Annotated in this window: 18 protein-coding genes; 14 read left to right on the top strand and 4 right to left on the bottom strand. The window is 71.5% G+C overall.

The features are described 5' to 3' along the window. The first annotated feature begins 39 nt into the window (after positions 1-39). From uvrB to aroQ, 6 genes are all read left to right on the top strand, one after another. Complete coding sequence (uvrB, locus tag ABZY33_RS22345; RefSeq protein WP_356493373.1) at positions 40-2175, top strand: excinuclease ABC subunit UvrB; 2136 nt, start codon at positions 40-42, stop codon at positions 2173-2175. Between the two features lie 198 nt (positions 2176-2373). Continuing rightward, a complete protein-coding gene (locus tag ABZY33_RS22340) occupies positions 2374-2940 on the top strand; it encodes a TerD family protein (protein ID WP_356493413.1) in 567 nt (188 codons plus the stop codon). A 10-nt stretch (positions 2941-2950) separates the two neighbouring features. Then, positions 2951-4849 (top strand): TerD family protein, encoded by a 1899-nt coding sequence (locus ABZY33_RS22335; protein WP_356493372.1) that lies wholly within the window; start codon positions 2951-2953, stop codon positions 4847-4849. 232 nt (positions 4850-5081) lie between these two features. Continuing rightward, positions 5082-6074, top strand: a complete 993-nt coding sequence (locus tag ABZY33_RS22330; protein WP_356493371.1) for a TerC family protein — start codon at positions 5082-5084, stop codon at positions 6072-6074. Positions 6075-6138: 64 nt separating this feature from the next. Then, on the top strand, positions 6139-7239 hold the full coding sequence (locus ABZY33_RS22325; RefSeq protein ID WP_356493370.1) for an ionic transporter y4hA: 1101 nt from the start codon (positions 6139-6141) through the stop codon (positions 7237-7239). A gap of 74 nt (positions 7240-7313) precedes the next feature. Then, positions 7314-7787 carry a type II 3-dehydroquinate dehydratase gene (gene aroQ / locus ABZY33_RS22320; RefSeq protein ID WP_356493412.1) on the top strand — a complete coding sequence of 158 codons (474 nt, stop codon included), beginning with the start codon at positions 7314-7316 and terminating at the stop codon, positions 7785-7787. 19 nt (positions 7788-7806) lie between these two features. Here aroQ and ABZY33_RS22315 read toward each other — a convergent pair whose 3' ends face one another. Together ABZY33_RS22315 and ABZY33_RS22310 are read right to left on the bottom strand one after the other, a co-directional pair. After that, the gene (locus tag ABZY33_RS22315; protein ID WP_356493369.1) at positions 7807-8463 is read right to left on the bottom strand and encodes an MBL fold metallo-hydrolase; all 657 of its coding nucleotides are present in this window, start codon (positions 8461-8463) and stop codon (positions 7807-7809) included. A gap of 9 nt (positions 8464-8472) precedes the next feature. Then, positions 8473-9198 carry a maleylpyruvate isomerase family mycothiol-dependent enzyme gene (locus tag ABZY33_RS22310; RefSeq protein ID WP_356493368.1) on the bottom strand — a complete coding sequence of 242 codons (726 nt, stop codon included), beginning with the start codon at positions 9196-9198 and terminating at the stop codon, positions 8473-8475. A 245-nt stretch (positions 9199-9443) separates the two neighbouring features. On the opposite strand from ABZY33_RS22310, the gene uvrA reads away from it, so the two are divergent. Then, a complete protein-coding gene (uvrA, locus tag ABZY33_RS22305) occupies positions 9444-12446 on the top strand; it encodes an excinuclease ABC subunit UvrA (protein ID WP_356493367.1) in 3003 nt (1000 codons plus the stop codon). A gap of 102 nt (positions 12447-12548) precedes the next feature. On the opposite strand, the gene ABZY33_RS22300 is transcribed toward uvrA, so the two are convergent. Next, positions 12549-13481 (bottom strand): carbohydrate kinase, encoded by a 933-nt coding sequence (locus ABZY33_RS22300; RefSeq protein WP_356493366.1) that lies wholly within the window; start codon positions 13479-13481, stop codon positions 12549-12551. A gap of 429 nt (positions 13482-13910) precedes the next feature. Between ABZY33_RS22300 and ABZY33_RS22295 the strand changes: the two genes are divergently transcribed. After that, positions 13911-14351: a Rieske 2Fe-2S domain-containing protein gene (locus tag ABZY33_RS22295; protein ID WP_356493365.1), complete on the top strand. Its 441-nt coding sequence runs from the start codon at positions 13911-13913 to the stop codon at positions 14349-14351. 22 nt (positions 14352-14373) lie between these two features. Here the strand turns inward: ABZY33_RS22295 and ABZY33_RS22290 are convergent, their stop codons facing one another. Next, on the bottom strand, positions 14374-15324 hold the full coding sequence (locus ABZY33_RS22290) for a hypothetical protein (RefSeq protein ID WP_356493411.1): 951 nt from the start codon (positions 15322-15324) through the stop codon (positions 14374-14376). 159 nt (positions 15325-15483) lie between these two features. On the opposite strand from ABZY33_RS22290, the gene uvrC reads away from it, so the two are divergent. The 6 genes from uvrC to gap all read left to right on the top strand — a co-directional run bounded on the left by uvrC (position 15484) and on the right by gap (position 24948). Further along, positions 15484-17562: an excinuclease ABC subunit UvrC gene (uvrC, locus tag ABZY33_RS22285; protein WP_356493364.1), complete on the top strand. Its 2079-nt coding sequence runs from the start codon at positions 15484-15486 to the stop codon at positions 17560-17562. Further along, complete coding sequence (gene rapZ, locus ABZY33_RS22280) at positions 17559-18545, top strand: RNase adapter RapZ (protein WP_356493363.1); 987 nt, start codon at positions 17559-17561, stop codon at positions 18543-18545. Before uvrC ends, rapZ begins: the two co-directional genes overlap by 4 nt. Beyond that, positions 18542-19579 (top strand): uridine diphosphate-N-acetylglucosamine-binding protein YvcK, encoded by a 1038-nt coding sequence (gene yvcK, locus ABZY33_RS22275; protein ID WP_356493362.1) that lies wholly within the window; start codon positions 18542-18544, stop codon positions 19577-19579. The genes rapZ and yvcK overlap by 4 nt, the downstream gene beginning before the upstream one ends. Further along, positions 19570-20607 (top strand): DNA-binding protein WhiA, encoded by a 1038-nt coding sequence (gene whiA / locus ABZY33_RS22270; RefSeq protein WP_356493361.1) that lies wholly within the window; start codon positions 19570-19572, stop codon positions 20605-20607. The genes yvcK and whiA overlap by 10 nt, the downstream gene beginning before the upstream one ends. 222 nt (positions 20608-20829) lie before the next feature. Then, the gene (locus ABZY33_RS22265; protein ID WP_356493360.1) at positions 20830-23748 is read left to right on the top strand and encodes a M14 family zinc carboxypeptidase; all 2919 of its coding nucleotides are present in this window, start codon (positions 20830-20832) and stop codon (positions 23746-23748) included. A 189-nt stretch (positions 23749-23937) separates the two neighbouring features. Next, on the top strand, positions 23938-24948 hold the full coding sequence (gap, locus tag ABZY33_RS22260) for a type I glyceraldehyde-3-phosphate dehydrogenase (RefSeq protein WP_338695382.1): 1011 nt from the start codon (positions 23938-23940) through the stop codon (positions 24946-24948). Positions 24949-25006: the final 58 nt, after the last annotated feature.

The following is a 25006-nucleotide window of genomic DNA, read 5'->3' as shown; positions in this document are numbered from 1 at the left end:
CGGACCCGGTTGTCAGTGGGGGGTCGTACGGTGGAATCCATGCGGCCCGTATCCAAGATCGAACGCACGGTGGCACCCTTCGAGGTTGTCAGTCCGTACCAGCCCAGCGGTGACCAGCCCGCGGCCATCGCCGAGCTGGACAAGCGCGTGCGCGCAGGCGAGAAGGACGTCGTCCTGCTCGGCGCGACCGGCACCGGCAAGTCCGCCACCACGGCGTGGATGATCGAGAAGCTCCAGCGCCCCACCCTGGTGATGGCACCGAACAAGACGCTGGCCGCCCAGCTGGCGAACGAGTTCCGCGAGCTGCTCCCGAACAACGCGGTGGAGTACTTCGTCTCGTACTACGACTACTACCAGCCCGAGGCGTACGTCCCGCAGTCGGACACCTACATCGAGAAGGACTCCTCGATCAACGAGGAGGTGGAGCGCCTGCGCCACTCCGCGACGAACTCGCTGCTGACCCGGCGCGACGTCGTGGTGGTCGCCTCCGTCTCGTGCATCTACGGCCTCGGTACGCCGCAGGAGTACGTGGACCGCATGGTCCCCCTGAAGGTCGGCGCCGAGTTCGACCGGGACGAGCTGCTGCGCCGCTTCGTCGACATCCAGTACACGCGCAACGACCTGGCGTTCCAGCGCGGCACCTTCCGGGTGCGCGGCGACACCATCGAGATCTTCCCGGTCTACGAGGAGCTCGCGGTCCGCATCGAGATGTTCGGCGACGAGATCGAGCGGCTCTCCACGCTGCACCCGCTCACCGGCGAGGTCATCAGCGACGACGACTCGCTCTACATCTTCCCCGCCTCGCACTACGTGGCGGGCCCCGAGCGCCTGGAGCGCGCGGTGAACGACATCGAGAAGGAGCTGACCGAGACCCTCTCCACCATGGAGAAGCAGGGCAAGATGCTGGAGGCCCAGCGGCTGCGCATGCGCACCACGTACGACCTCGAGATGCTCCGCCAGATCGGCTCCTGCTCCGGCGTGGAGAACTACTCGATGCACTTCGACGGCCGCGAGCCCGGCTCCCCGCCGAACACCCTCCTGGACTACTTCCCGGACGACTTCCTGCTGGTCATCGACGAGTCGCACGTCACCGTGCCGCAGATCGGCGCCATGTACGAGGGTGACGCCTCCCGCAAGCGCACCCTCGTCGACCACGGCTTCCGGCTGCCGTCCGCGCTCGACAACCGCCCGCTGAAGTGGGAGGAGTTCCAGGAGCGCGTCGGCCAGACCGTCTACCTGTCGGCGACGCCCGGGAACTACGAGCTGGCCCGCTCGGACGGCTACGTCGAGCAGATCATCCGCCCGACCGGCCTGGTCGACCCCGAGGTCGTGATCAAGCCCACCGAGGGGCAGATCGACGACCTGGTGCACGAGATCCGCACCCGGACCGACAAGGACGAGCGCGTCCTGGTCACCACGCTCACCAAGAAGATGGCCGAGGACCTCACGGACTACTTCCTGGAGCTCGGCATCCACGTGCGCTACCTGCACAGCGACGTCGACACCCTGCGCCGCGTCGAGCTCCTGCGCGAGCTGCGCGCGGGCGAGTACGACGTCCTGGTCGGCATCAACCTGCTGCGGGAGGGGCTCGACCTGCCCGAGGTCTCCCTGGTGGCGATCCTCGACGCGGACAAGGAAGGCTTCCTGCGCTCGGGCACGTCGCTGATCCAGACCATCGGCCGCGCGGCGCGCAACGTGTCGGGCCAGGTCCACATGTACGCCGACCGGATCACCCCGGCGATGGAGAAGGCCATCGACGAGACCAACCGGCGCCGCGAGAAGCAGGTCGCGTACAACACGGCGCACGGCATCGACCCGCAGCCGCTCCGCAAGAAGATCAACGACATCGTGGCGTCCATCGCGCGCGAGGACGTCGACACCGAGGCGCTGCTCGGCACCGGCTACCGCAAGGGCGGCAAGGACGGGAAGGGCGCCAAGGCCCCCGTCCCCGCGCTCGGCACGGCCGACACCGGCAAGAAGAAGCGCGGCAAGGCGGCGGAGACCGTCGTCACCGACCGCCCCGCCGCCGAGCTGTCCGAGGAGATCGAGGCGCTGACCGAGCGGATGCGGGCCGCCGCCGCCGACCTCCAGTTCGAGATCGCCGCCCGGCTGCGCGACGAGGTGTCCGAGATGAAGAAGGAGCTGCGGCAGATGCGGGAGGCGGGCATCGCCTGACCTGCCCGGCCCGGACGGGGCGCGGCGGCCGGTCTGTCGCAGGACCGCCACAAAAACCGCCCCGCGGTGGTCGCGTTGTCCGTGCCGCCCCCTAGGGTTTGCCCCAACCGCGCGCGAGGCGCGGCAACAGGGGACGCTCGAGAGGGGCAGCACGTGACGGCCGATTCCGCAGGTAATTCCCAGGGGCCCGGCATCAGCCTGACCAAGGGTCAGGCCATCAGTCTGGAGAAGCGGGGCGGTGGCACGCTCACCGCTGTCCGTATGGGCCTCGGCTGGCAGGCCGCCCCGCGGCGCGGCCTGTTCGGCACCCGCACGCGCGAGATCGACCTCGACGCGTCCGCGGTCCTCTTCGCCGACAAGCAACCCGTCGACGTGGTCTTCTTCCGCCACCTCGTCAGCGACGACGGCTCCGTGCGGCACACCGGTGACAACCTGGTGGGCGGCGCGGGACAGGGCGGCGACGACGAGGCGATCCTCGTCGACCTGGCCCGCGTCCCGGTCCACATCGACCAGATCGTCTTCACGGTCAACTCCTTCACGGGCCAGACCTTCCAGGAAGTGCAGAACGCGTTCTGCCGCCTGGTCGACGAGACGACCGGCCAGGAGCTGGCCCGGTACACGCTCGACGGCGGCGGCCAGTACACGGCGCAGATCATGGCCAAGGTGCACCGCGACGGCACGGGCTGGAAGATGACGGCCCTCGGCACGGCGGCCAACGGCCGCACGTTCCAGGACCTGATGCCCGCGATCCTGCCCGGCCTGTAGCGGGCGCGCGATGGCGGCCGAACTGGTGCGGGGCCAGAACCACCCGCTGGCCCGCACCCGCCTGGAGATCCGGGTGTCGGCGGGCCACCCGGTCGTCGCGGGCGCCACGCTCGCCGACGACCGGGGCACGGTGCGCGGCCCCGAGCACGTCGCGCACCCGGGCGCGCCCGCGCTGCCCGGCCTCGAAGTACCGCGCCAGGCGGCGGCCGACCACCGGCTCGCCGTCGACCTGGACGCGATGCCCGCGGACGTGCACCGCGTCACCGTGCTGCTCGCCCTGGCGCCCGGCACCGGCGGGCCCACCCGGTTCGGCGCCGTCGCCGCCCCGTTCGTCGCGGTCACCGGCGTCGACGGCACCGAAGTGGCCAGCTACACCATCACCGACCTCGACACGGAGTCGGCCGTCACCGCCCTGGAGCTGTACCGCAGAGGGGGCGCCTGGAAGGTGCGCGCCGTCGGCCAGGGGTACGCGGACGGGCTGGCCGCCCTCTTCGCCGACCAGGGCGTGCCCGACGCCCGGGCACTGGCGGGCGCCGTGCACGACGCCGTCGCCCAGGGGCTTTCGCGCACGGTGGCCGCCCCGCCCCGGCCGGCAGGCGGGACCCAGGTCCCGGCGGCCGCCACCGCCGGGCACGCCGCGGGCGGCCCGCCGCCCGCCGCCCCCGCGGCCCACGGCGCGGTCCCGGCCGGCCCCGTCGACTACACCCACCCGGGCCGCCAGGCGTCCCCGCCGCCGTCCCCGGCGCCTGGGACGGCCGCCGAGCCGGAGCGCCCCGCCGTCCCCGTCGCGGGCGACGCGTCCGGCTGGAGCATGGAAGAGCGGCTCTACAACCAGGTGTGGGGCATGTTCGAGGACCTGGCCCGCACGGTGGCCGCCTACCGCAGCGCCGTCGACTTCGCCGACTCCCGCATGGAGCAGGAGCTGGACCACGTGCTCAGCGACCCGCGTGGCCGCCTCGGCGGCGCGGCGGACGCCGCGCGCGAGGCCGCCGCCGCCAAGCACGTGGCTCTCGTCGACCGGGCGCGGGCGGCCATCGACCGGGACCTGGCCCAGCTGGTCGCCGAGTCCGAGGTCGTCGAACCGGCACTGCCCGCGGCGTACGCGGACTGGGACAACCCGTGCTGGCACGCCTACCGCAGCCCCATGGAGCTGCCCATGGCCGTCCGCCTGGGCGATCTGCGGCTGCCCGAGAGCGAGGGCGCGGGCCTGCGCATCCCGATGCTGGTGCGGCTGCCCCTGGAGCGCGGCCTGTGGATCGACGCGGGCACCGCCGATGCGGACGCCCTCGCCGACGCCGACGCGCTGCGGGCCCGCGCCGCGCACACCGCGACCGAGCTGGCGGCGCGGCTGCTTGCGGCCTATCCGGCGGGCGAGTTCAGCGTGCACGTCCTCGACCCGGCGGGTACCGCGGCGTCCGCCCTCGCCCCGCTCGTCGAGGCCGGGGTGCTCGCCGGTCCCGTGGCCCGGGGGGCGTCCGGTGTCACCGAGACGCTGACCCGGCTCACCGAGCGGGTCGACCTGGTCCACCTCGCGGTGCGCCACGGCGCGGCCGACGCCCTGCCGGCCGACCTGGACCCGGCCGAGCAGCTGCTGATCGTGCACGACTTCCCGCACGGCTTCGACGACCGCGCGCTGGCCCGGCTGCGCTACCTCGCGGATGAGGGGCCGCAGGTCGGCGTGCATCTGCTCCTGGTGGCCGACCGGGCCGACGCCGAGGAGTACGGGCCGCTGCTCGACCCCCTGTGGCGGACGCTGCTGCGGCTGTCACCGCTGCCCGGCGACCACCTGGCCGACCCCTGGGTGGGGCACGCGTGGACGTACGAGCCGCCGCCGGTCCCGCCCGGCAGCGACGTGCTGCGCCAGGTCCTCGCGAAGGTGTCCGCAGCCCGGCGGGAGCGACGGCTCTGACCTGGGAACTTGGCACGTTCTTTACTTAACGCTTTACCTTTCATGGGTGTTTCGAGTACTCTTCTTTACGCGGAGGGGAGTACTCCCGTACGCGGCGTTCCCGTCAATACGGACGACCCGGCCCGATGGCCGACGATCCCGGGGCGCCGGCCCGCGGCGCGGTGGCGCCCGGGTGGAAGAGACCTCCGGCAGCGACGACGCTGATCAGTAGCCGTACGACGCCGGAGGCGCAGTGGACGTATCGATGACCCTGTGGGTGCTGACCATTCTTGGTCTGTGTGCCCTGATCGCGGTCGACTTCTTCATCGGGCGCAAGCCCCACGACGTATCCATCAAGGAAGCCGGGGTCTGGACGGTCGTCTGGATCGCGCTCGCCGTGCTCTTCGGCATCGGCGTGACGATCTGGGGCAGCAGCCAGGCCGGCGGCGAGTTCTTCGCGGGCTTCATCACCGAGAAGTCGCTCAGCGTCGACAACCTCTTCGTCTTCATCCTGATCATGGCGAAGTTCTCGGTCCCGACCCATCTCCAACAGCGCGTGCTGCTGTTCGGCGTGCTGATCGCGCTCGTGCTGCGGGCGATCTTCATCGCGGCGGGCGCCGCCGTCATCGCCAACTTCTCCTGGGTCTTCTACATCTTCGGCGCGTTCCTCATCTACACCGCCTGGAAGCTGGTCCAGGAGGCGATGTCGGACGACGAGGAGGAGGAGGAGTTCGAGGAGAACCGCCTCCTGAAGTCCATCGAGCACAAGTTCGGCGTCGCCGACCGGTACCACGGCACGAAGCTGTTCATCCGGGAGCACGGCAAGAAGGTCATGACGCCGCTGCTCGTCGTCATGCTCGCCATCGGCATGACCGACGTGCTCTTCGCGATGGACTCGATCCCCGCGATCTTCGGCCTCACCCAGGACCCGTACATCGTCTTCACGGCGAACGCGTTCGCCCTGATGGGACTGCGCCAGCTGTACTTCCTCATCGGCGGCCTGCTCAAGAAGCTGGTCCACCTCAGCTACGGCCTGTCGGTGATCCTCGGCTTCATCGGCGTGAAGCTGGTCCTGCACGCCCTGCACGAGAACGGGGTGCACGTACCGGAGATCTCCATCCCGGTCTCGCTCGCCGTGATCTGCGGTGTCCTGGTCATCACCACGATCACCAGCCTCATCGCCTCCAAGAAGCAGGCCGAGCGGGACGCGGCCGAAGCGGCCCGCAAGGACCGCATCGACGTCTGACGGCGACGGGCGCGGGCGGCCGCCGAAGTCGCGGCGCCGCCCCGCCCCGGGCACCATCGAAGGCATGATCACCAGACTCCGGGCTCTGGCCACGCGGTGGACCGTCCTCGTCCCGGTGCTGGCCGTCGTCCTGCTCGCCCTCACCTGGGGCCGCGACCTGCCGGGCGCCCTGGTCGCCGTCGTCTCCGTCGTCCTCGCCGGCTCGGTCCTCGCGGCCGTCCACCACGCGGAGGTCATCGCCCACCGCGTCGGCGAACCCTTCGGCTCGCTGGTGCTCGCCGTCGCCGTCACCATCATCGAGGTCGCGCTCATCGTCACCCTGATGGCCGACGGAGGCGCCAAGAGCTCCACGCTCGCCCGGGACACGGTCTTCGCCGCTGTCATGATCACCTGCAACGGCATCGTCGGTATCAGCCTGCTCTCGGCCGCGCTCCGCCACCGCGTCGCGATCTTCCAGTCCGAAGGCACCGGCGGCGCCCTCGCCACCGTCGCCACCCTCGCGACCCTCTGCCTGGTCCTGCCGACCTTCACCACCAGCAGGCTGGGACCGGAGTTCTCCACCTCCCAGCTGCTCTTCTCGGCCGTCGCCGCGCTGGTCCTGTACGGGCTCTTCGTCGCCACGCAGACCGTGCGCCACCGCGACTACTTCCTGCCGATCACCCGGCACGGCGAGGTCATCGACGCCGACGACCACGCGGACGTACCGAGCACCCGCACCGCCCTGGTCAGCCTCGGACTGCTGGCCCTCGCGCTGATCGCCGTCGTCGGCCTCGCCAAGGGCGTGTCGAAGACGATCGAGCACGGCGTGGCGGCGGCGGGCATGCCGCACGCCGTCGTCGGCGTGATCATCGCGCTGCTCGTGCTGCTCCCGGAGACCATCGCGGCCCTGCGCGCGGCCCGCCGCGACCGCGTGCAGACCAGCCTCAACCTCGCGCTCGGCTCCGCGATGGCGAGCATCGGCCTGACGGTGCCGGCCGTCGCCGTCGCCTCGTTCTGGCTGTCCGGACCGCTCGTCCTCGGGCTCGGCGCCACGCACATGGTGCTGCTCGCGCTGACCATGATCGTCACCACGCTGACCGTGGTCCCCGGGCGGGCCACACCGCTCCAGGGCGGCGTACACCTGGTGATCCTGGCCGCCTACGTGGAGCTGGCCGTCACCCCGTGACCCTGCGGCTCCGGCCGTGCGCACCCCGCGTGATACACCCTCAAGGAGCATCCGCCCGCCGCATGGAGGTCCTTGTGCCGCACACCCTCGCCACCGCGCCGATCCTGGTCCTGAACGGCCCGAACCTGAACCTGCTGGGCAAGCGCCAGCCGGAGATCTACGGGCGCGACACCCTGGCCGACGTCGAGGCCCTGTGCGTCAGGACGGCCGCCGCGCACGGCGCCACCGTGGACTTCCGCCAGTCCAACCACGAGGGCGAGCTCGTCGACTGGATCCACGAGGCACGCGAGAACCACGTCGGCATCGTGATCAACCCGGCCGCGTACTCGCACACCTCGGTGGCGGTCCTGGACGCGCTCAACACCTGTGACGGCCTGCCCGTGGTGGAGGTCCACATCTCCAACATCCACCAGCGCGAGGCGTTCCGGCACCACTCCTACGTGTCCCTGCGCGCCGACGGCGTGATCGCGGGGTGCGGCGTACAGGGCTACGCGTTCGGCGTGGAGCGGGTGGCGAGTCTGGCGGCCGCGGGCGCCGCTCCCGCGTAGGGCGGGCTCCCCGGCGGCACTACCAGCCCCGCGCGCGCCACTCCGCGAGGTGCGGCCGCTCGGCGCCCAGCGACGTGTCGTTCCCGTGCCCCGGGTAGACCCAGGTCTCGTCCGGGAGCGGCGCGAAGATCTTCGTCTCCACGTCGTCGATGAGCCGCGCGAACGCCTGCGGGTCCTGGTGCGTGTTGCCCACGCCGCCCGGGAAGAGGCAGTCGCCGGTGAAGACGTGCGGGTGGCCGTGCGGGTCGTCGTAGACGAGGGCGATGGAGCCGGGGGTGTGGCCGACCAGGTGGCGGGCGGTCAGCGTGATGTGCCCGAAGCTGATCGTGTCCCCGTCCGCGACGGGGACCCGCGTCTCGACCGGGATGCCCTCGGCGTCGTCGCGCCCCGCGTACGTGCGCGCGCCGGTGGCGGCCACGACCTCTTCGAGCGCCTGCCAGTGGTCACCGTGGCGGTGGGTGGTGACGACGGACGCGATGCCGTCGTCACCGATGAGCCGCAGCAGCGTCGCCGCCTCGGCCGCCGCGTCGATCAGCAGCTGCTGGTCGGTCGCGCGGCACCGCAGCAGATAGGCGTTGTTGTCCATCGGCCCGACCGCGACCTTGGAGATCATCAGGTCCTGCAGTTCGTGCACGTCCGCCGGGCCGCCGACCTTCACCGCTCCGCTGTACGTCATGCGGCCAGCCTATAGCGGGGGCAGCGCGGGCAGGGAGCCGCGGTCCACGGAGAGGGCCGCTCCGTCCCGGCGGCCCGAAAGCCACCCCAGCAGGTCCGCCTGCCGGCCCCGCACGACGATCCCGAGAGGCGGGACCGCGCCGTCCTCGATCTCCCGCACGGACAGCCCCCGCACGGCGCCGGTGGAGAGCATCAGGCCGTCGTCCTGCTTGATCAGCAGCGGCGCCAGCCCCGGGTGGTCGCGGAAGCGGTCGGCGAGGAACTCGGTCTCCCGCCGGACGAACTCCGCGGGCAGGTCCTCCAGCTCGTAGCCGATGCCGAGGTCCACATGGTGCAGCTCGACCTCGATCCAGCGCCGGAAGGGCACCCGGGAGGCGACGTCCTTGACGCCGTTGCGCAGTTCCACGGTGCGCGACCAGTCGGCCTCCACGGCTGCGGCCTCCTGGAAGCGCTCCGCGCTCCGCCGGACGTCGTCGAGCTGGGCGGGCAGCTCGCGCGGGGCGTCCCGCTCGATGTCGGCGTCGCGCGCCGCGGCGCTCTCGTACATGGGGCGGCCCGCCAGGACGTTGCGCAGCGCGTCGGCGTTCCGGGCGAGGTGGGCGAGTACGTGGCCCCGGCTCCAGCCCGGAAGCCGTGACGGCTGCGTCACAGCTGCGTTGTCCAGGGCACCGGCCGCGGCGAGCAGCCGCTCGGTCGCCGTGCGTACACACTCCAGGTCGCGCTCGTGATGGTTCATGGCGCAGACGGTAGCCGGGCCACACGATCGGGTGAAGGTGGCCGACATCATGCGGGAATCGAATGTACGTGCTATAAGCTCGGCGCTGGCATCGGGCATTCTTGAAGGTCCGGGTTTGTTACCGAGAACGGGAAGCCGACCGCGTTGTCAGTGGCTCCCCCTAGTCTTCAAAACGACAGTCTTCCCAGGGCTGCTCCGCGGGGGCCCTGCCCCTGACACTTCTTCCAAGAAAGGTGCGGACCGGCGTGGCCGACCGTCTCATCGTCCGTGGCGCGCGCGAGCACAATCTCCGGAATGTCTCGCTCGACCTCCCGCGCGACTCCCTCATCGTCTTCACCGGTCTGTCCGGCTCCGGCAAGTCCTCGCTCGCGTTCGACACGATCTTCGCCGAGGGACAGCGGCGTTACGTGGAGTCGCTCTCCTCGTACGCCCGCCAGTTCCTCGGCCAGATGGACAAGCCGGACGTCGACTTCATCGAGGGACTCTCCCCGGCCGTCTCGATCGACCAGAAGTCGACCTCGCGCAACCCGCGCTCCACGGTCGGCACCATCACCGAGGTCTACGACTACCTGCGCCTGCTCTTCGCGCGCATCGGCAAGCCGCACTGCCCCGAGTGCGGGCGCCCCATCGCGCGCCAGTCGCCGCAGGCCATCGTGGACAAGGTCCTGGAGCTGCCCGAGGGCAGCCGCTTCCAGGTGCTCTCCCCGCTGGTGCGCGAGCGCAAGGGCGAGTTCGTCGACCTCTTCGGCGACCTGCAGACCAAGGGCTACTCCCGCGCGCGGGTGGACGGCGAGACGATCCAGCTCTCCGAGCCGCCGGCCTTGAAGAAGCAGGAGAAGCACACCATCGAGGTGGTCATCGACCGCCTCACCGTGAAGGACTCCGCCAAGCGCCGGCTGACCGACTCCGTGGAGACCGCCCTCGGTCTCTCCGGCGGCATGGTCGTGCTCGACTTCGTCGACCTCCCCGAGGACGACCCGGAGCGCGAGCGCATGTACTCGGAGCACCTGTACTGCCCGCACGACGACCTGTCCTTCGAAGAGCTGGAGCCCCGCTCCTTCTCCTTCAACTCGCCGTTCGGCGCCTGCCCCGACTGCACGGGCATCGGTACGCGCATGGAGGTCGACCCCGACCTGATCGTGCCCGACCCCGACAAGTCGCTCGACGAGGGAGCCATCCACCCCTGGTCGCACGGGCACACCAAGGACTACTTCGCCCGGCTCACCGGGGCGCTCGCGGACGCCCTCGGCTTCCGTACGGACATCCCGTTCGGCGGGCTGCCGCAGCGCGCCAGGAAGGCGCTGCTGCACGGCCACAAGACGCAGATCGAGGTCCGCTACCGCAACCGCTACGGGCGGGAGCGCCGGTACACGACGCCGTTCGAAGGCGCCGTGCCGTTCGTCAAGCGCCGCCACAGCGAGGCCGAGTCGGACTCCAGCCGCGAGCGCTTCGAGGGCTACATGCGCGAGGTGCCCTGCCCCACCTGCGCGGGCACCCGCCTCAAGCCGATCGTCCTCGCCGTCACGGTCATGGAGAAGTCCATCGCCGAGGTCTCGGCGATGTCGATCAGCGACTGCGCCGACTTCCTGGGCAAGCTCCGGCTGAACGCGCGGGACAAGAAGATCGCCGAGCGCGTCCTGAAGGAGGTCAACGAGCGGCTGCGCTTCCTGGTCGACGTCGGCCTCGACTACCTCTCGCTGAACCGGGCGGCGGGCACGCTCTCCGGCGGCGAGGCCCAGCGCATCCGCCTCGCCACCCAGATCGGCTCCGGACTCGTCGGCGTCCTGTACGTGCTCGACGAGCCGTCCATCGGCCTCCACCAGCGCGACAACCACCGCCTGATCGAGACCCTGGTCCGCCTGCGGGACATGGGCAACACGCTCATCGTGGTGGAGCACGACGAGGACACCATCAAGGTCGCCGACTGGGTCGTCGACATCGGCCCCGGCGCGGGCGAGCACGGCGGCAAGGTCGTGCACAGCGGACCGTTGAAGGGGCTGCTGAGCAACGCCGAGTCGATGACGGGCCAGTACCTGTCGGGCAAGAGGTCCATCCCCGTGCCGGACGTCCGGCGCCCCGTGGACCCCGCGCGCCACCTCACCGTGCACGGCGCCAAGGAGAACAACCTGCGGGACATCGACGTGTCCTTCCCGCTCGGTGTCCTCTCGGCCGTCACCGGCGTCTCCGGATCCGGCAAGTCCACGCTGGTCAACGACATCCTGTACACGCACCTGGCGCGCGAGCTGAACGGGGCGCGCTCCGTCCCCGGCCGTCACACGCGCGTGGAGGGCGACGACCTCGTCGACAAGGTCGTGCACGTCGACCAGTCGCCCATCGGCCGCACCCCCCGGTCGAACCCGGCGACGTACACCGGCGTCTTCGACCACGTCCGCAGGCTCTTCGCCGAGACCACCGAGGCGAAGGTCCGGGGGTACCTGCCGGGCCGCTTCTCCTTCAACGTCAAGGGCGGCCGCTGCGAGAACTGCTCGGGCGACGGCACCATCAAGATCGAGATGAACTTCCTGCCGGACGTGTACGTCCCGTGCGAGGTCTGCCACGGCGCGCGCTACAACCGCGAGACCCTGGAAGTCCACTACAAGGGCAAGTCCATCGCCGAGGTCCTGGACATGCCGATCGAGGAGGGCCTCGCCTTCTTCGAGGCCGTCCCGGCGATCGCCCGCCACCTCAGGACGCTGAACGACGTGGGCCTCGGCTACGTCCGCCTCGGGCAGTCCGCGCCGACCCTCTCGGGCGGTGAGGCGCAGCGCGTGAAGCTCGCGAGCGAGCTGCAGAAGCGCTCCACGGGACGGACGGTCTACGTGCTCGACGAGCCGACCACCGGTCTGCACTTCGAGGACATCAGCAAGCTCATCACCGTGCTGTCCGGCCTCGTCGACAAGGGCAACTCGGTGATCGTCATCGAGCACAACCTCGACGTCATCAAGACCGCGGACTGGGTCATCGACATGGGCCCCGAGGGGGGCAACGGCGGCGGCATCGTCGTCGCCGAGGGCACCCCCGAGCAGGTCGCGTCGGAACCCGCCAGCCACACCGGCAAGTTCCTGCGGGACGTGCTCGGCGCCGACCGGGTCAGCGACGCCTCGGCGCCCGCCGCCCGCAAGCGCAAGAGCGCGGCGAAGAAGACCGTGGCGGCCACCAAGGCCCCGGCCAAGAAGACCGCCACGGCGAAGGCGGCGGCGGCCAAGCCCGCGGCCAAGAAGACGGCGACCCGGGCCCGCAAGGCCTGAGAGCGCGTACGCACGGCGTCCCGCGGGAGCTTCCCGCGGGGCGCCGTGCGCTGTCCCGGCCCGCCGAGCCGCTCGCGTGCGGTGCGTGCGGGGGCGCGGTCGCTACAGCGCCCCGACCTCGGACGCGTACGGCGGCTCGGCGCCCGCCCGGGAGCAGGTGAGCGCCGCCGCGCGCCCCGCGAACCGCAGCAGGCGCGCCCAGCCGTCCCCGTCCAGGGCGCCGACGGCCGCGGGGGAGAGGGCGTCCAGGTGCGCGAGGCCGTGCAGCAGCGCCGCGTTGACGGTGTCCCCGGCGCCGATGGTGTCCACGACGTCGACCCGCTCACCGGGCACGGACAGTTCGCCGCCGTTCCGCGTGAAGACGGTCAGCCCGTCCCCGCCGCGGGTCACGACCACGGCCGCGGGTCCGGCGGCCAGCCACGCGCGGGGCGTGCCCCCGAGCCACTCGGCGTCCTCCTCGGAGAGCTTGAGGAGCGTGGTGGACGGCAGCCAGCTCCGGAAGCGGGCCCGGTAGGCGTCCGCGTCGGGGATCAGGCCCGCCCGGATGTTCGGGTCGAGCGCGGTGCACAGGCCCTGCGCGGCGGTCGCGCGCATCAGCTCCTCGTAGGCGCTCGCCCCCGGTTCCAGGACCAGGGAGCAGGTGCCGAACGACACCGCGCGCGTGCCCGCCGGGAGGGCGTCCGGCACCGTGAAGAGGCGGTCGGCGGTCCCCTCGACGTAGAAGGAGTAGCCGGCCGAGCCGTCCGCCCCGATGGAGGCGACCGCCAGGGTCGTCGGCTCGTCTCCCCGCTGCACCGGGGCGGTGTCGACACCGGCCGTCCGCAGACCGTCGAGCAGGGCGTCACCGAAGGCGTCCCGGGACACGCGCGAGCAGAACGCCACGTCGGAGCCGAGCCGGCCGAGCGCCACCGCCGTGTTGTAGGGCCCGCCGCCGAGCCGCGGCGCGAGGGCGGGCAGAGCGGCGTCCGGGCCGCCCTCGGCGCCCGCGCCCAGCGGCACGAGGTCGATCAGGGCCTCTCCGGCGACGACGATCACGATGGTTCCTCTCGGACGGGGATGAACGGGTGTGCGGGGCGGGGGGCGGAGCGGGCGGGGCGCGCGTGCACAGGGTGCCGACGACGGGTGCCGACGACGGGTGCCGACGACGGGTGCCGACGACGGGTGCCGACGACGGGTGCCGACGACGGGTGCCGACGACGGCAGGCTAAAGCGTCCCGTGCCGGGCGGCAGCCGCCGTCCCCGATACGGGCACGTCCGCCGCCCGTACGGGCACGAACGCGGGGGCGTGCCGGGCAGCACGGCGAGCCCGCCGCGCCTGATCAAGCCCGGCCCGCGCCCAGCTCCAGGCCGCTCCCGGTGCTGCCGCGGGCAGACCCGAGACCCGCGGAAGCCCCCGCACCCGCGCCGGTATCGTCTGATCCGCCACCCTTGTCGCCCCCAGCACCCCTGCCCCGTGGAGTCCAGATGTCCCGCACCGTCCCCTCCCGCATCTCCCGCCGCACCGCCCTGCGCGGCGCCGCCGTCGCGGGGACGGCCGGGCTCGGCCTGACCGCCTGCTCGACCGGGTCCGGCGACGGGGCCGCGGCGGCGCCCACCGCCCCGGTCGACCTGGGCAAGGCCACCGAGGTTCCCGCGGGCGGGGCGAAGCTCTACAACGACGAGCACGTCGTCGTCAGCCGCACCCGTGACGACACCGACGGCGCCTACAAGGCGTTCAGCACCATCTGCACCCACGCCGGCTGCCCGATCCGGATGCTCGAAGGCACGGAGCTGACCTGCAACTGCCACGGCAGCAAGTTCGACGCCACGACCGGCAAGGTGCTGCACGCCCCGGCCACCGAGCCGCTGGAGGAGCTGGCGGTCGAGGTCCGGGGCGGCAAACTCGTCGTGCGCCCGAAGAAGTAGCCCGTCCCCGCCCGGGCCGGGCTCACTCCCACTCCCAGCCGATCCCCAGCAGCCCCGCCCGCACCTGCGGCTCCACCAGGTGCACCGAACGGTGCCGGCCGCTCAGCGCCAGCTCCTGGCGGCCGCCCCGCGGCGCCGCCGCCGACCGCTGGGCGAAGCGGTGGCAGCGCAGGGGCAGCGCGTCCTCGGTGAACCGGACCTGGAGCGCGTACTGCCCGCCCGCGAAGCTGAACCCGCGCACGTACTCGGTGGTGGGGCCGGCCGTGCCGTCCTCGAAGCCGTAGCGGAACAGATGGGTCTCCCCGGCCCGCAGCCGCGCGTCGAAGAGCAGCTCCGCCACCAGTACGCCCGTCCCGCCGTCCCAGCGCACCCGCCCCGTGCGGCAGTTCTCCAGGGCGCGCACGGCCACGTCCGCGGGCGCGCACCCGGGGTCGCCGTGGTGAACGGCCACGTACCGGTCCACCCCGTCGCGGTGGGCCCGCACGACGAGCTGGGAGTCCCGGCCGAGCAGCTCCCGGTGCGCCCCGATCCGCACCCGTTCGTGCTGTCCCACGGTGTGCAGCCCGCCGTCGAGCGGCGACTCCAACTCCCCGAGCAGGCGTTCGAGGACCCCCGATGCCCGGACGAGCGAGCGGTACGAACGGACCGCGGGGCGGGGCGGCGCGACCGGGCTCCCGGCGGGTCCGAGCAGCCGGATCAAGGACTCCTCGGGCAGCTGGAGGATCTCCTCCAGGGCGCGGACGGCCCGCATCGACTCGGCCCGCTGCGGCCGCCGCGCGCCCTGCTGCCAGTAGCTCAGACTCGTCACGCCGACCTTGATGCCCTGGCGCGACAGATGGTGCTGGACCCGGTGGAGCGGCAGCCGCCGCGCGGCGATCGCCGCCCGCAGGGCGAGGTGGAACGGGCCGGTGCGCAGCGCCGCGTCCAGGGCGGGGAGCTGCGCCGCTTCCGTGTGCCGTTCGCCGGGCCGCATCCGGGCCTCCCGCTTCTCCGCTGCACCGTCCCAAGTCACCCGGCATTGAAGCGTGTTGACCTGCACTCGACAAGCTTTGCTGCTCGCGCGGGCGCCCGGCGGCCGGGGCGCCTCCGCCGGGGCCCCGCGCTGTCACACCCCGCCAGTAGGGTGTCTGACATGGCCGACCCCTCCAGCTACCGCCCCAAGCCGGGACAGATTCCCGACTCGCCAGGGGTGTACAGGTTCCGCGACGAGCACCGCCGGGTGATCTACGTCGGAAAGGCGAAGAGCCTGCGCCAGCGCCTGGCGAGCTACTTCCAGGACCTGGCGAACCTGCACCCCCGTACGCGCACCATGGTCACCACGGCCGCCTCCGTGGAGTGGACGGTGGTGGCCACGGAGGTCGAGGCGCTGCAGCTGGAGTACTCCTGGATCAAGGAGTACGACCCCCGGTTCAACGTCAAGTACCGCGACGACAAGAGCTACCCGTACCTCGCGGTGACGATGAACGAGCAGTTCCCGCGGGTCCAGGTGATGCGCGGCCAGAAGAAGAAGGGCGTGCGCTACTTCGGGCCCTACGGGCACGCCTGGGCGATCCGCGACACCGTCGACCTCCTGCTGCGCGTCTTCCCGGTCCGCACCTGCTCCGCGGGGGTCTTCAAGAACGCGACCCGGACCGGCCGCCCCTGCCTCCTCGGCTACATCGGCAAGTGCTCGGCCCCCTGTGTGGGCCGCGTCACCCCCGAGGAACACCGCGAGCTGGCCGAGGAGTTCAGCGACTTCATGGCCGGCCGCACCGGCACGTACATCCGCCGCCTGGAGAAGGACATGGTGGTGGCGGCCGAGGACATGGAGTACGAGCGCGCGGCCCGGCTGCGCGACGACATCGAGGCGCTGCGCAAGGCCATGGAGAAGAGCGCGGTCGTCCTCGCCGACGCCACCGACGCCGACCTCATCGCCCTCGCGGAGGACGAGCTGGAGGCCGCCGTCCAGATCTTCCACGTCCGGGGCGGACGCGTCCGCGGCCAGCGCGGCTGGGTCACCGACAAGGTCGAGGCGGTCACCAGCGGCGACCTGGTCGAACACGCGCTCCAGCAGCTCTACGGCGAGGAGAGCGGGGACTCCGTCCCCAAGGAGGTCCTCGTCCCGGCGCTGCCCGACCCCGTGGAGCCCGTCCAGGCCTGGCTCACCGAGCGGCGCGGCTCGGGGGTGTCCCTGCGCATCCCGCAGCGCGGCGACAAGAAGGCGCTCATGGAGACGGTCCACCGGAACGCGCTGCACGCGCTCGCCCTGCACAAGACCAAGCGCGCCTCCGACCTCACCACGCGCTCGCGCGCCCTGGAGGAGATCGCGGAGGCCCTCGGCCTGGACAGCGCGCCGCTGCGCATCGAGTGCTACGACATCTCGCACCTCCAGGGGGACGACGTCGTCGCCTCCATGGTCGTCCTGGAGGACGGCCTCGCCCGAAAGAGCGAATACCGCCGCTTCCAGATCAAGGGCTTCGAAGGACAGGACGACGTCCGCTCCATGCACGAGGTGATCACGCGCCGCTTCAAGCGCTACCTCGCCGTGCAGGAGAAGTCGGGGGAGTGGTCCGACACCGAGCTGACCGACGACGAGGGGCCGAGCGAGTCCACCCTCACCGAGGAGGACGGCCGCCCGAAGAAGTTCGCCTACCCGCCGCAGCTCGTCGTGGTCGACGGCGGCCAGCCGCAGGTCGCGGCGGCCAAGCGGGCCCTGGACGAGCTGGGGATCGACGACATCGCGGTCTGCGGTCTGGCCAAGCGCCTCGAAGAGGTCTGGGTGCCGGACGAGGACGACCCGGTCATCCTGCCCCGCACCAGCGAGGGGCTCTACCTCCTCCAGCGGGTGCGCGACGAGGCCCACCGCTTCGCCATCACCTACCAGCGCAGCAAGCGGGCCAAGCGCTTCCGGGCCGGCCCGCTGGACGAGGTGCCGGGCCTCGGCGACGCGCGCAAACAGGCGCTCATCAAGCACTTCGGTTCGGTGAAGCGGCTGCGGTCCGCCACAATCGACCAGATCTGTGAGGTTCCCGGCATAGGCCGCAAGACGGCCGAGACGATCGTGGCGGCCTTCGCCACGGCGGCCCCCGCGCGGCCCGCCGTGAACATGGCCACCGGAGAGATCATGGAAGACGAAGTGGACACCACACCGGAGGACGCGACGGACGCGCCCTCCGCCGGGGAGCCCGTCGCCACGGGCCCCTCGGAGGAACGACGGGGGCAGGAGCAATGAGCGAGCACGACCAGAGCAGCGACATCAGCGGCACGGCACAGGACCCCGCGCCGGCGGAGCACGGAGCACAGGTGAGTACCGGCACAGCCGCCACGAAGGACACCCAGGCCGCCCCCGACCCGGTCATCCCCGAGCTGGTGATCATCTCCGGGATGTCGGGCGCGGGCCGCTCCACCGCGGCGAAGTGCCTGGAGGACCTCGGCTGGTTCGTCGTCGACAACCTGCCGCCCGCCCTGATCCCCACCATGGTGGAGCTCGGCGCCCGCTCCCAGGGGAACGTGGCACGGATCGCGGTCGTCGTCGACGTCCGCGGACGGCGCTTCTTCGACAACCTCCGGGAGTCCCTCGCGGACCTGGAGGCCAAGCACGTCACGCGCCGCATCGTCTTCCTGGAGTCCTCCGACGACGCCCTGGTACGCCGCTTCGAGTCGGTGCGCCGCCCGCACCCGCTCCAGGGCGACGGCCGCATCGTCGACGGCATCGCCGCCGAGCGCGAACTCCTGCGCGAGCTGCGCGGCGACGCCGACCTCGTCATTGACACCTCCAGCCTGAACGTGCACGAGCTGCGCGCCAAGATGGACGCCCAGTTCGCCGGCGAGGAGGAGCCCGAGCTGCGGGCCACCGTCATGTCGTTCGGCTTCAAGTACGGGCTGCCCGTCGACGCCGACCTCGTCGTCGACATGCGCTTCCTGCCCAACCCGCACTGGGTCCCCGAGCTGCGCCCCTTCACCGGCCTGAACGAGGAGGTGTCTAACTACGTCTTCGCGCAGCCCGGCGCCAAGGAGTTCCTCGACCGCTACACCGAGCTGCTCCAGCTGATCGCGGCCGGCTACCGCCGCGAGGGCAAGCGGTACGTGACCATCGCCGTCGGCTGCACCGGCGGCAAGCACCGCTCCGTCGCCACGTCCGAGAAGCTCGCGGCCCGGCTCGCCGCCCAGGGCGTGGAGACCGTCGTCGTCCACCGCGACATGGGCCGGGAATGACAGGACGTACGCTCCGGCTCACCAGCAGGCTGAGCCGGAAGAAAGCCCCGACGGCGCGCCGCAGGGGCGCCACGCCCAAAGTCGTCGCCCTCGGCGGTGGCATGGGCCTGTCGGCCTCCCTGGCCGCGCTGCGCCGCATCACCGGCGACCTGACGGCCGTCGTCACGGTCGCCGACGACGGCGGCTCCAGCGGCCGCCTCCGGGACGAGCTGGGGGTGCTGCCCCCCGGGGACCTGCGCAAGGCCCTCGCGGCCCTGTGCGACGATGACGACTGGGGCCAGACCTGGGCCCGCGTCATCCAGCACCGCTTCCACTCACCGGGCGAGATGAACGGGCACGCGGTCGGCAACCTGCTGATCGTCGCCCTGTGGGAGCAGCTGGGCGACCACGTCCAGGCGCTCGACCTGGTCGCCGAGCTGCTCGGCGCGCACGGGCGCGTGCTGCCCATGTCGGCGGTGCCGCTGGAGCTCCAGGCGTTGGTCCGGGGCCACGACCCGGCCCGCCCCGACGCGGTGGACACGGTCCGCGGGCAGGCCACGGTCGCCCTCACCCCCGGTGAGGTGCAGTCGGTCCACCTGGTGCCGCACGACCCGCCGGCTGTGCCCGAGGCGGTCGCCGCGGTGCGCGACGCGGACTGGGTGGTGCTCGGCCCCGGCTCCTGGTTCTCGTCCGTGATCCCGCACCTGCTCGTCCCCGAACTGCTGGACGCGCTCGTCGAGACCAAGGCCCGCCGCGTCCTCTCGCTCAACCTCGCTCCGCAACCCGGAGAAACCGATGGCTTCTCACCGCAGCGTCATTTGGAGGTTTTGGGACGACACGCCCCTAAACTCGCCCTGGACGTGGTGCTGGCCGACGAGGCCGCCGTGCCCGACCGCGAGTCATTGACCGACGCCGCCAAGGAGCGCTTCGGTGCCGCGGTCGAGCTGGCGCCGGTAGCCAGGCCCGACGGGACTCCGAGGCACGATCCGGAGCTGTTGGCCGCCGCGTACGACCGTATTTTTCGGATGCATGGAAGGATCGGCCCATGGCGATGACGGCAGCGGTGAAGGACGAGATCTCCCGGCTCCCCGTCACCCGGACCTGCTGCAGAAAGGCCGAGGTCTCGGCGATTCTGCGGTTCGCGGGCGGCCTTCACCTGGTGAGCGGCCGCATCGTGATCGAGGCGGAGCTGGACACCGCGATGGCCGCGAGGCGGCTCAAGCGGGACATCCTCGAGATCTTCGGGCACAGCTCGGAGCTGATCGTGATGGCGCCCGGCGGGCTGCGCCGCGGCTCGCGTTTTGTCGTACGGGTGGTGGCGGGCGGCGACCAGCTGGCCCGCCAGACGGGCCTCGTGGACGGCCGCGGCCGCCCCATCCGGGGCCTGCCGCCGCAGGTGGTCTCGGGGGCCACCTGCGACGCGGAGGCGGCCTGGCGCGGCGCGTTCCTGGCGCACGGCTCGCTCACCGAGCCCGGGCGTTCCAGCTCCCTGGAGGTGACCTGCCCCGGCCCGGAGGCGGCCCTCGCGCTGGTCGGCGCGGCCCGCCGGCTCTCCATCGCGGCCAAGGCCCGCGAGGTGCGCGGGGTGGACCGCGTGGTCGTCCGCGACGGTGACGCGATCGGCGCGCTGCTCACCCGGATGGGCGCACACGAGTCGGTCCTTGCCTGGGAGGAGCGGCGGATGCGCCGCGAGGTGCGCGCCACCGCCAACCGCCTCGCCAACTTCGACGACGCGAACCTGCGCCGCTCGGCCCGCGCGGCCGTCGCCGCCGGCGCCCGGGTGCAGCGCGCCCTGGAGATCCTCGCCGACGACGTGCCCGAGCACCTCGCCGCCGCAGGACGGCTGCGCATGGAGCACAAGCAGGCCTCCCTGGAGGAGCTGGGCGCCCTCGCCGACCCGCCGCTGACCAAGGACGCCGTCGCGGGCCGCATCCGCCGGCTGCTCGCCATGGCGGACAAGCGGGCGCAGGACCTCGGCATCCCCGGCACGGAGTCGAACCTGACGGAGGAGCTGGCCGAGGAGATGGTGGAGGAGATGGCCGGCGAGATGGCGCAGAGCCTCGCCGAGAACATGGCCGGCTGAGCCCGGGACAGCTCCTCCCCCCCGGACCCCGCGCACCTCGCGTCCCCCAGGGTCGCGGACGAGCCGGTGGCGGCGCCCATGGTGGCGCCGCCACCGGCTTTCCGTCCCTTTTGAACGACCCTGATGCCCCCTTGACTTGACCTTGAACTGTCATGAGTCTGGCGGCTGTTCGCTTCTGTGGCCGCGCGCCACGACCGCGGCAGACAACTGCAAGGGGGGCTCATGAGACGAAGAGCGAGATCGATCCTCGCTGTCGGAGCACTGGTTCTGGGCGTGGGCGGGGCGGCACTCGCCCCCGTCGCCCAGGCGGAGAGCGGAAGTCCAGCGAGCAAGGACCCCGGCGCGGACGCCGTCACGGTGTACCGCGCCGAGGTGTCGAAGGAGCAGGTGCCCCTGCTCCTCCAGGCGGGCCAGGACGGCCGCGAACTCAGCGCGCAGGTACCCCGGAAGGGCACCGCGCAGGTCGAGGTCTACCTCACCGGCCGGCAGGCCAGGACCCTGCGGGGCAAGGGTGTGCGGCTCACCGAGCACAAGGTTCCGGCGGCGGCGAAGGCGCGCGTGAAGGCCGCGGGCGACGGCGTCTTCCGGCCCTACAGCGGCGCGGGCAACCTCCAGGAGGAGATCCTCCGCACCGGCCAGGAGCACCCCGGCCTCACCAAGGTCGTCTCCATCGGCAAGACGCTCCAGGGCAAGGACATCCTCGCGCTGAAGCTCAGCAAGGACGCCAAGAAGGCCAAGGACGGCGCCAAGCCGTCGGTCCTCTACATGTCCAACCAGCACGCGCGCGAGTGGATCACCCCGGAGATGACCCGCCGCCTGATGCACTACTACGTGGACAACTACGCCAAGGACCGGCGCGTCAAGAAGATCGTCGACTCCACGGAGCTGTGGTTCGTCCTGTCGGCCAACCCCGACGGCTACGACTGGACGTTCGACCCTGACGGCGACCGGCAGTGGCGCAAGAACATGCGCGACGTGAACGGCGACGGCGCCTACACCTCGGGCGACGGCGTCGACCTCAACCGGAACTTCGCCTACAAGTGGGGCTACGACGACGAGGGTTCGTCCCCGCGCCCCAGCAACGAGACCTACCGCGGCGCGCGGCCGAACTCCGAACCCGAGACCCGGGCCGTCGACGCCTTCGAGAAGCGCGTCGGCTTCGACTACGCCATCAACTACCACTCCGCCGCCGAACTGCTGCTCTACGGAGTGGGCTGGCAGGTCGCCACCCCCACGCCGGACGACGTGCTCTACAAGGCGCTCGCCGGCACCCCGGAGCACTCCGCGATCCCCGGCTACCACCCCCAGGTCTCCTCGGAGCTGTACACGACCAACGGCGAGGCCGACGGACACGCCGCCAACGTCAACGGCGTCTCGATGTTCACCCCCGAGATGAGCACCTGCCAGACCGCCTCGAACGTCGATCCGAACGACGCCTGGCGGCCCCAGGACTGCGCCTCGGTCTTCACGTTCCCGGACGACGAGAAGCTGATCCAGGGCGAGTTCGCGAAGAACGTGCCCTTCGCCCTCTCCGTCGCGGAGACCGCCTCCCACCCGGACCGGCCGGCGTCGTCGGTCGGCCTTGAAGCGCCCGACTTCACCCCGGCGGCCTTCCCCACCTCGTACGCGCGCGGAGGCGACCAGGAAGTCTCGGTCGTCGCCCGGAAGTCCGTCCGCGGCAAGGAGCTGAACTACCGCGTCAATGGCGGCCGTGCGCACGACGGGAAATTGCGCGCCTGGAAGGGCGGCGAGACCTACGGAGGCGAGGACAATCTCCACTTCGACGCCTATCGGGCGAAGGTGGCGGACGCCGATGTGGGCGACAAGGTGGAGGTGTGGTTCACCGGGCGCACGAAATCCGGAAAGCGCACTTCGAGTGAACCGTTCACGTACACCGTCGCGACACGCCCGAAGGCGGACACGCTCGTCGTCGCGGAAAACGACACCACAGGGCAGCAAACGGCCGCCTACGTGGACGCGCTCAAGGCCGCCGGACACCGGGCCGCCGTCTGGAACGTCGCGACGCAGGGCGTGCCCGACCCGCTCGGGGTCCTCGGCCACTTCGAGGCGGTCGTCCACTACACGGGCGCGGACCGCCCCGGTCTCGCCACGCAGCTGGCCCTGCGCGACTACCTGAACGAGGGCGGCAAGCTGGTCGAGGCGGGCGAGAAAGCGGGCGGCTCGGTCGCCATCGGCGACACCACGACGAACGACTTCAGCCAGTACTACCTGGGCGCCTACTCCCGGACCGCGGCACCGGTCGCCACCCGGTTCGACGGTTCCGGCGCGCTGGACGGCATCGTCACGGCCCTCGGCGACGCCCCCGGCAACCCGCTGAACGGCGCCGGCCTGTACGAGGCGACCTCCGACACCCTGCCGCGGTTCGAGAGCGCCGGGGCCGGCCAGTACGAGGGCGCGGGCATGGCCGCGGCCGTGCACACGGACGACGCCTACAAGCGGCTGACCCGCACCATCGACCTCACCCGTGTCACCGCCGCCGACCGGCCGGCGCTGCGGACCCAGCTGCTCTGGGACACCGAGGCGGGCTACGACCATGTGATCCTGGAGGCGCACACGGTCGGGGCCGAGGACTGGACGACGCTGCCGGACGAGGACGGCCTGACCACGAACGCCGTGCCCACCGAGTGCGAGGCCGGATTCCTCATCGAGGACCACCCGGCCCTCACCCGCTACCTGACGCCCGACGGCGCCGCCTGCGCGAACTCCGGCACCTCCGGTGCCTGGAACAGCCTCACGGGCTCCTCCGACGACTGGAAGACGGTCAGCTACGACCTGAGCGCCTACGCGGGCCACTCCGCCGAGGTCTCGCTCAGCTACGTCTCCGACCCCGGGAGCGGCGGCGAGGGCGTGCGCGCCGACAACGCGTCCGTCGTCATCGGGGGCCAGGTCACCGAGAACGAGGGCTTCGAGACGTCCCTGGGCGTCTGGCGGGTCCCCGGGCCGCCCGCGGGCAGCCCCGCGGCGGACCGGGACTGGGCCCCGGCCGCCGACCTGTTCACCACCTACGGGGCGATCAGCACCCCGGACACCGTTCTCCTGGGATTCGGTCTGGAACACGTCACGGCACCCGCCGAGCGAAATGCGCTCATCAGAAAGGCACTGCGCTCAATTAGCGACTGATCGGCCTCGAAATACCCGGGAAATACGCGGCGGCCCGTACGTTACTGGCGAGTACGGGCCGCTGTGTCCTGCATAGGGCCGCTCGATGTCACCCGCAGCCCTTATGGGAGGTAGGGTCAAGAGCGGTCGGGGACATCCCAATACATCTCGCCGGCGTCGAATCCGGCGTACCAACGAGGAGATCGGTTCGTGACGATCCGCGTAGGCATCAACGGCTTTGGCCGCATCGGTCGTAACTACTTCCGCGCGCTGCTCGAGCAGGGTGCGGACATCGAGATCGTGGCTGTCAACGACCTGGGTGACACCGCGACCACCGCGCATCTTCTGAAGTACGACACCATCCTGGGCCGTCTCAAGGCCGAGGTGTCGCACACCGAGGACACCATCACCGTCGACGGCCACACCATCAAGGTGCTCTCCGAGCGCAACCCCGCCGACATCCCGTGGGGTCAGCTGGGCGTCGACATCGTGATCGAGTCGACCGGCATCTTCACCAAGAAGGCCGACGCCGAGAAGCACATCGCCGGTGGCGCCAAGAAGGTCCTCATCTCGGCTCCGGCCAAGGACGAGGACATCACGATCGTGATGGGCGTCAACCAGGACAAGTACGACGCGGCCAACCACCACGTCATCTCGAACGCCTCCTGCACCACCAACTGCGTGGCGCCGATGGCCAAGGTTCTCGACGAGAACTTCGGCATCGTCAAGGGCCTGATGACGACGGTCCACGCGTACACGAACGACCAGCGCATCCTGGACTTCCCGCACTCGGACCTGCGCCGCGCCCGCGCCGCCGCCGAGAACATCATCCCGACCACGACGGGCGCCGCCAAGGCCACCGCCCTGGTCCTGCCGCAGCTCAAGGGCAAGCTCGACGGCATCGCGATGCGCGTCCCGGTCCCGACCGGCTCGGCCACCGACCTGGTCGTGGAGCTGAACCGCGAGGTCACCAAGGACGAGGTCAACGCCGCGTTCAAGAAGGCCGCCGACGACGGCGACCTCAAGGGCATCCTCTTCTACACCGAGGACCCGATCGTGTCGTCCGACATCGTCAGCGACCCGGCCTCCTGCACCTTCGACTCCTCCCTGACCATGGTCCAGGAGGGCAAGACGGTGAAGATCCTCGGCTGGTACGACAACGAGTGGGGCTACTCCAACCGCCTCGTGGACCTGACGGTCTTCGTCGGTGGTCAGCTCTAGAGTTCAAGAGCAGCAAGGCATCACGATGTGAGCGAAGGTCCGGACCCGCGCGACGCCG

It is taken from the genome of Streptomyces sp. NPDC006552 (genome assembly GCF_040611655.1).
Classification (GTDB): domain Bacteria; phylum Actinomycetota; class Actinomycetes; order Streptomycetales; family Streptomycetaceae; genus Streptomyces.
Note: the sequence above shows the minus strand (reverse complement) of the source record. Positions and strands in the feature narration are given on the sequence as shown.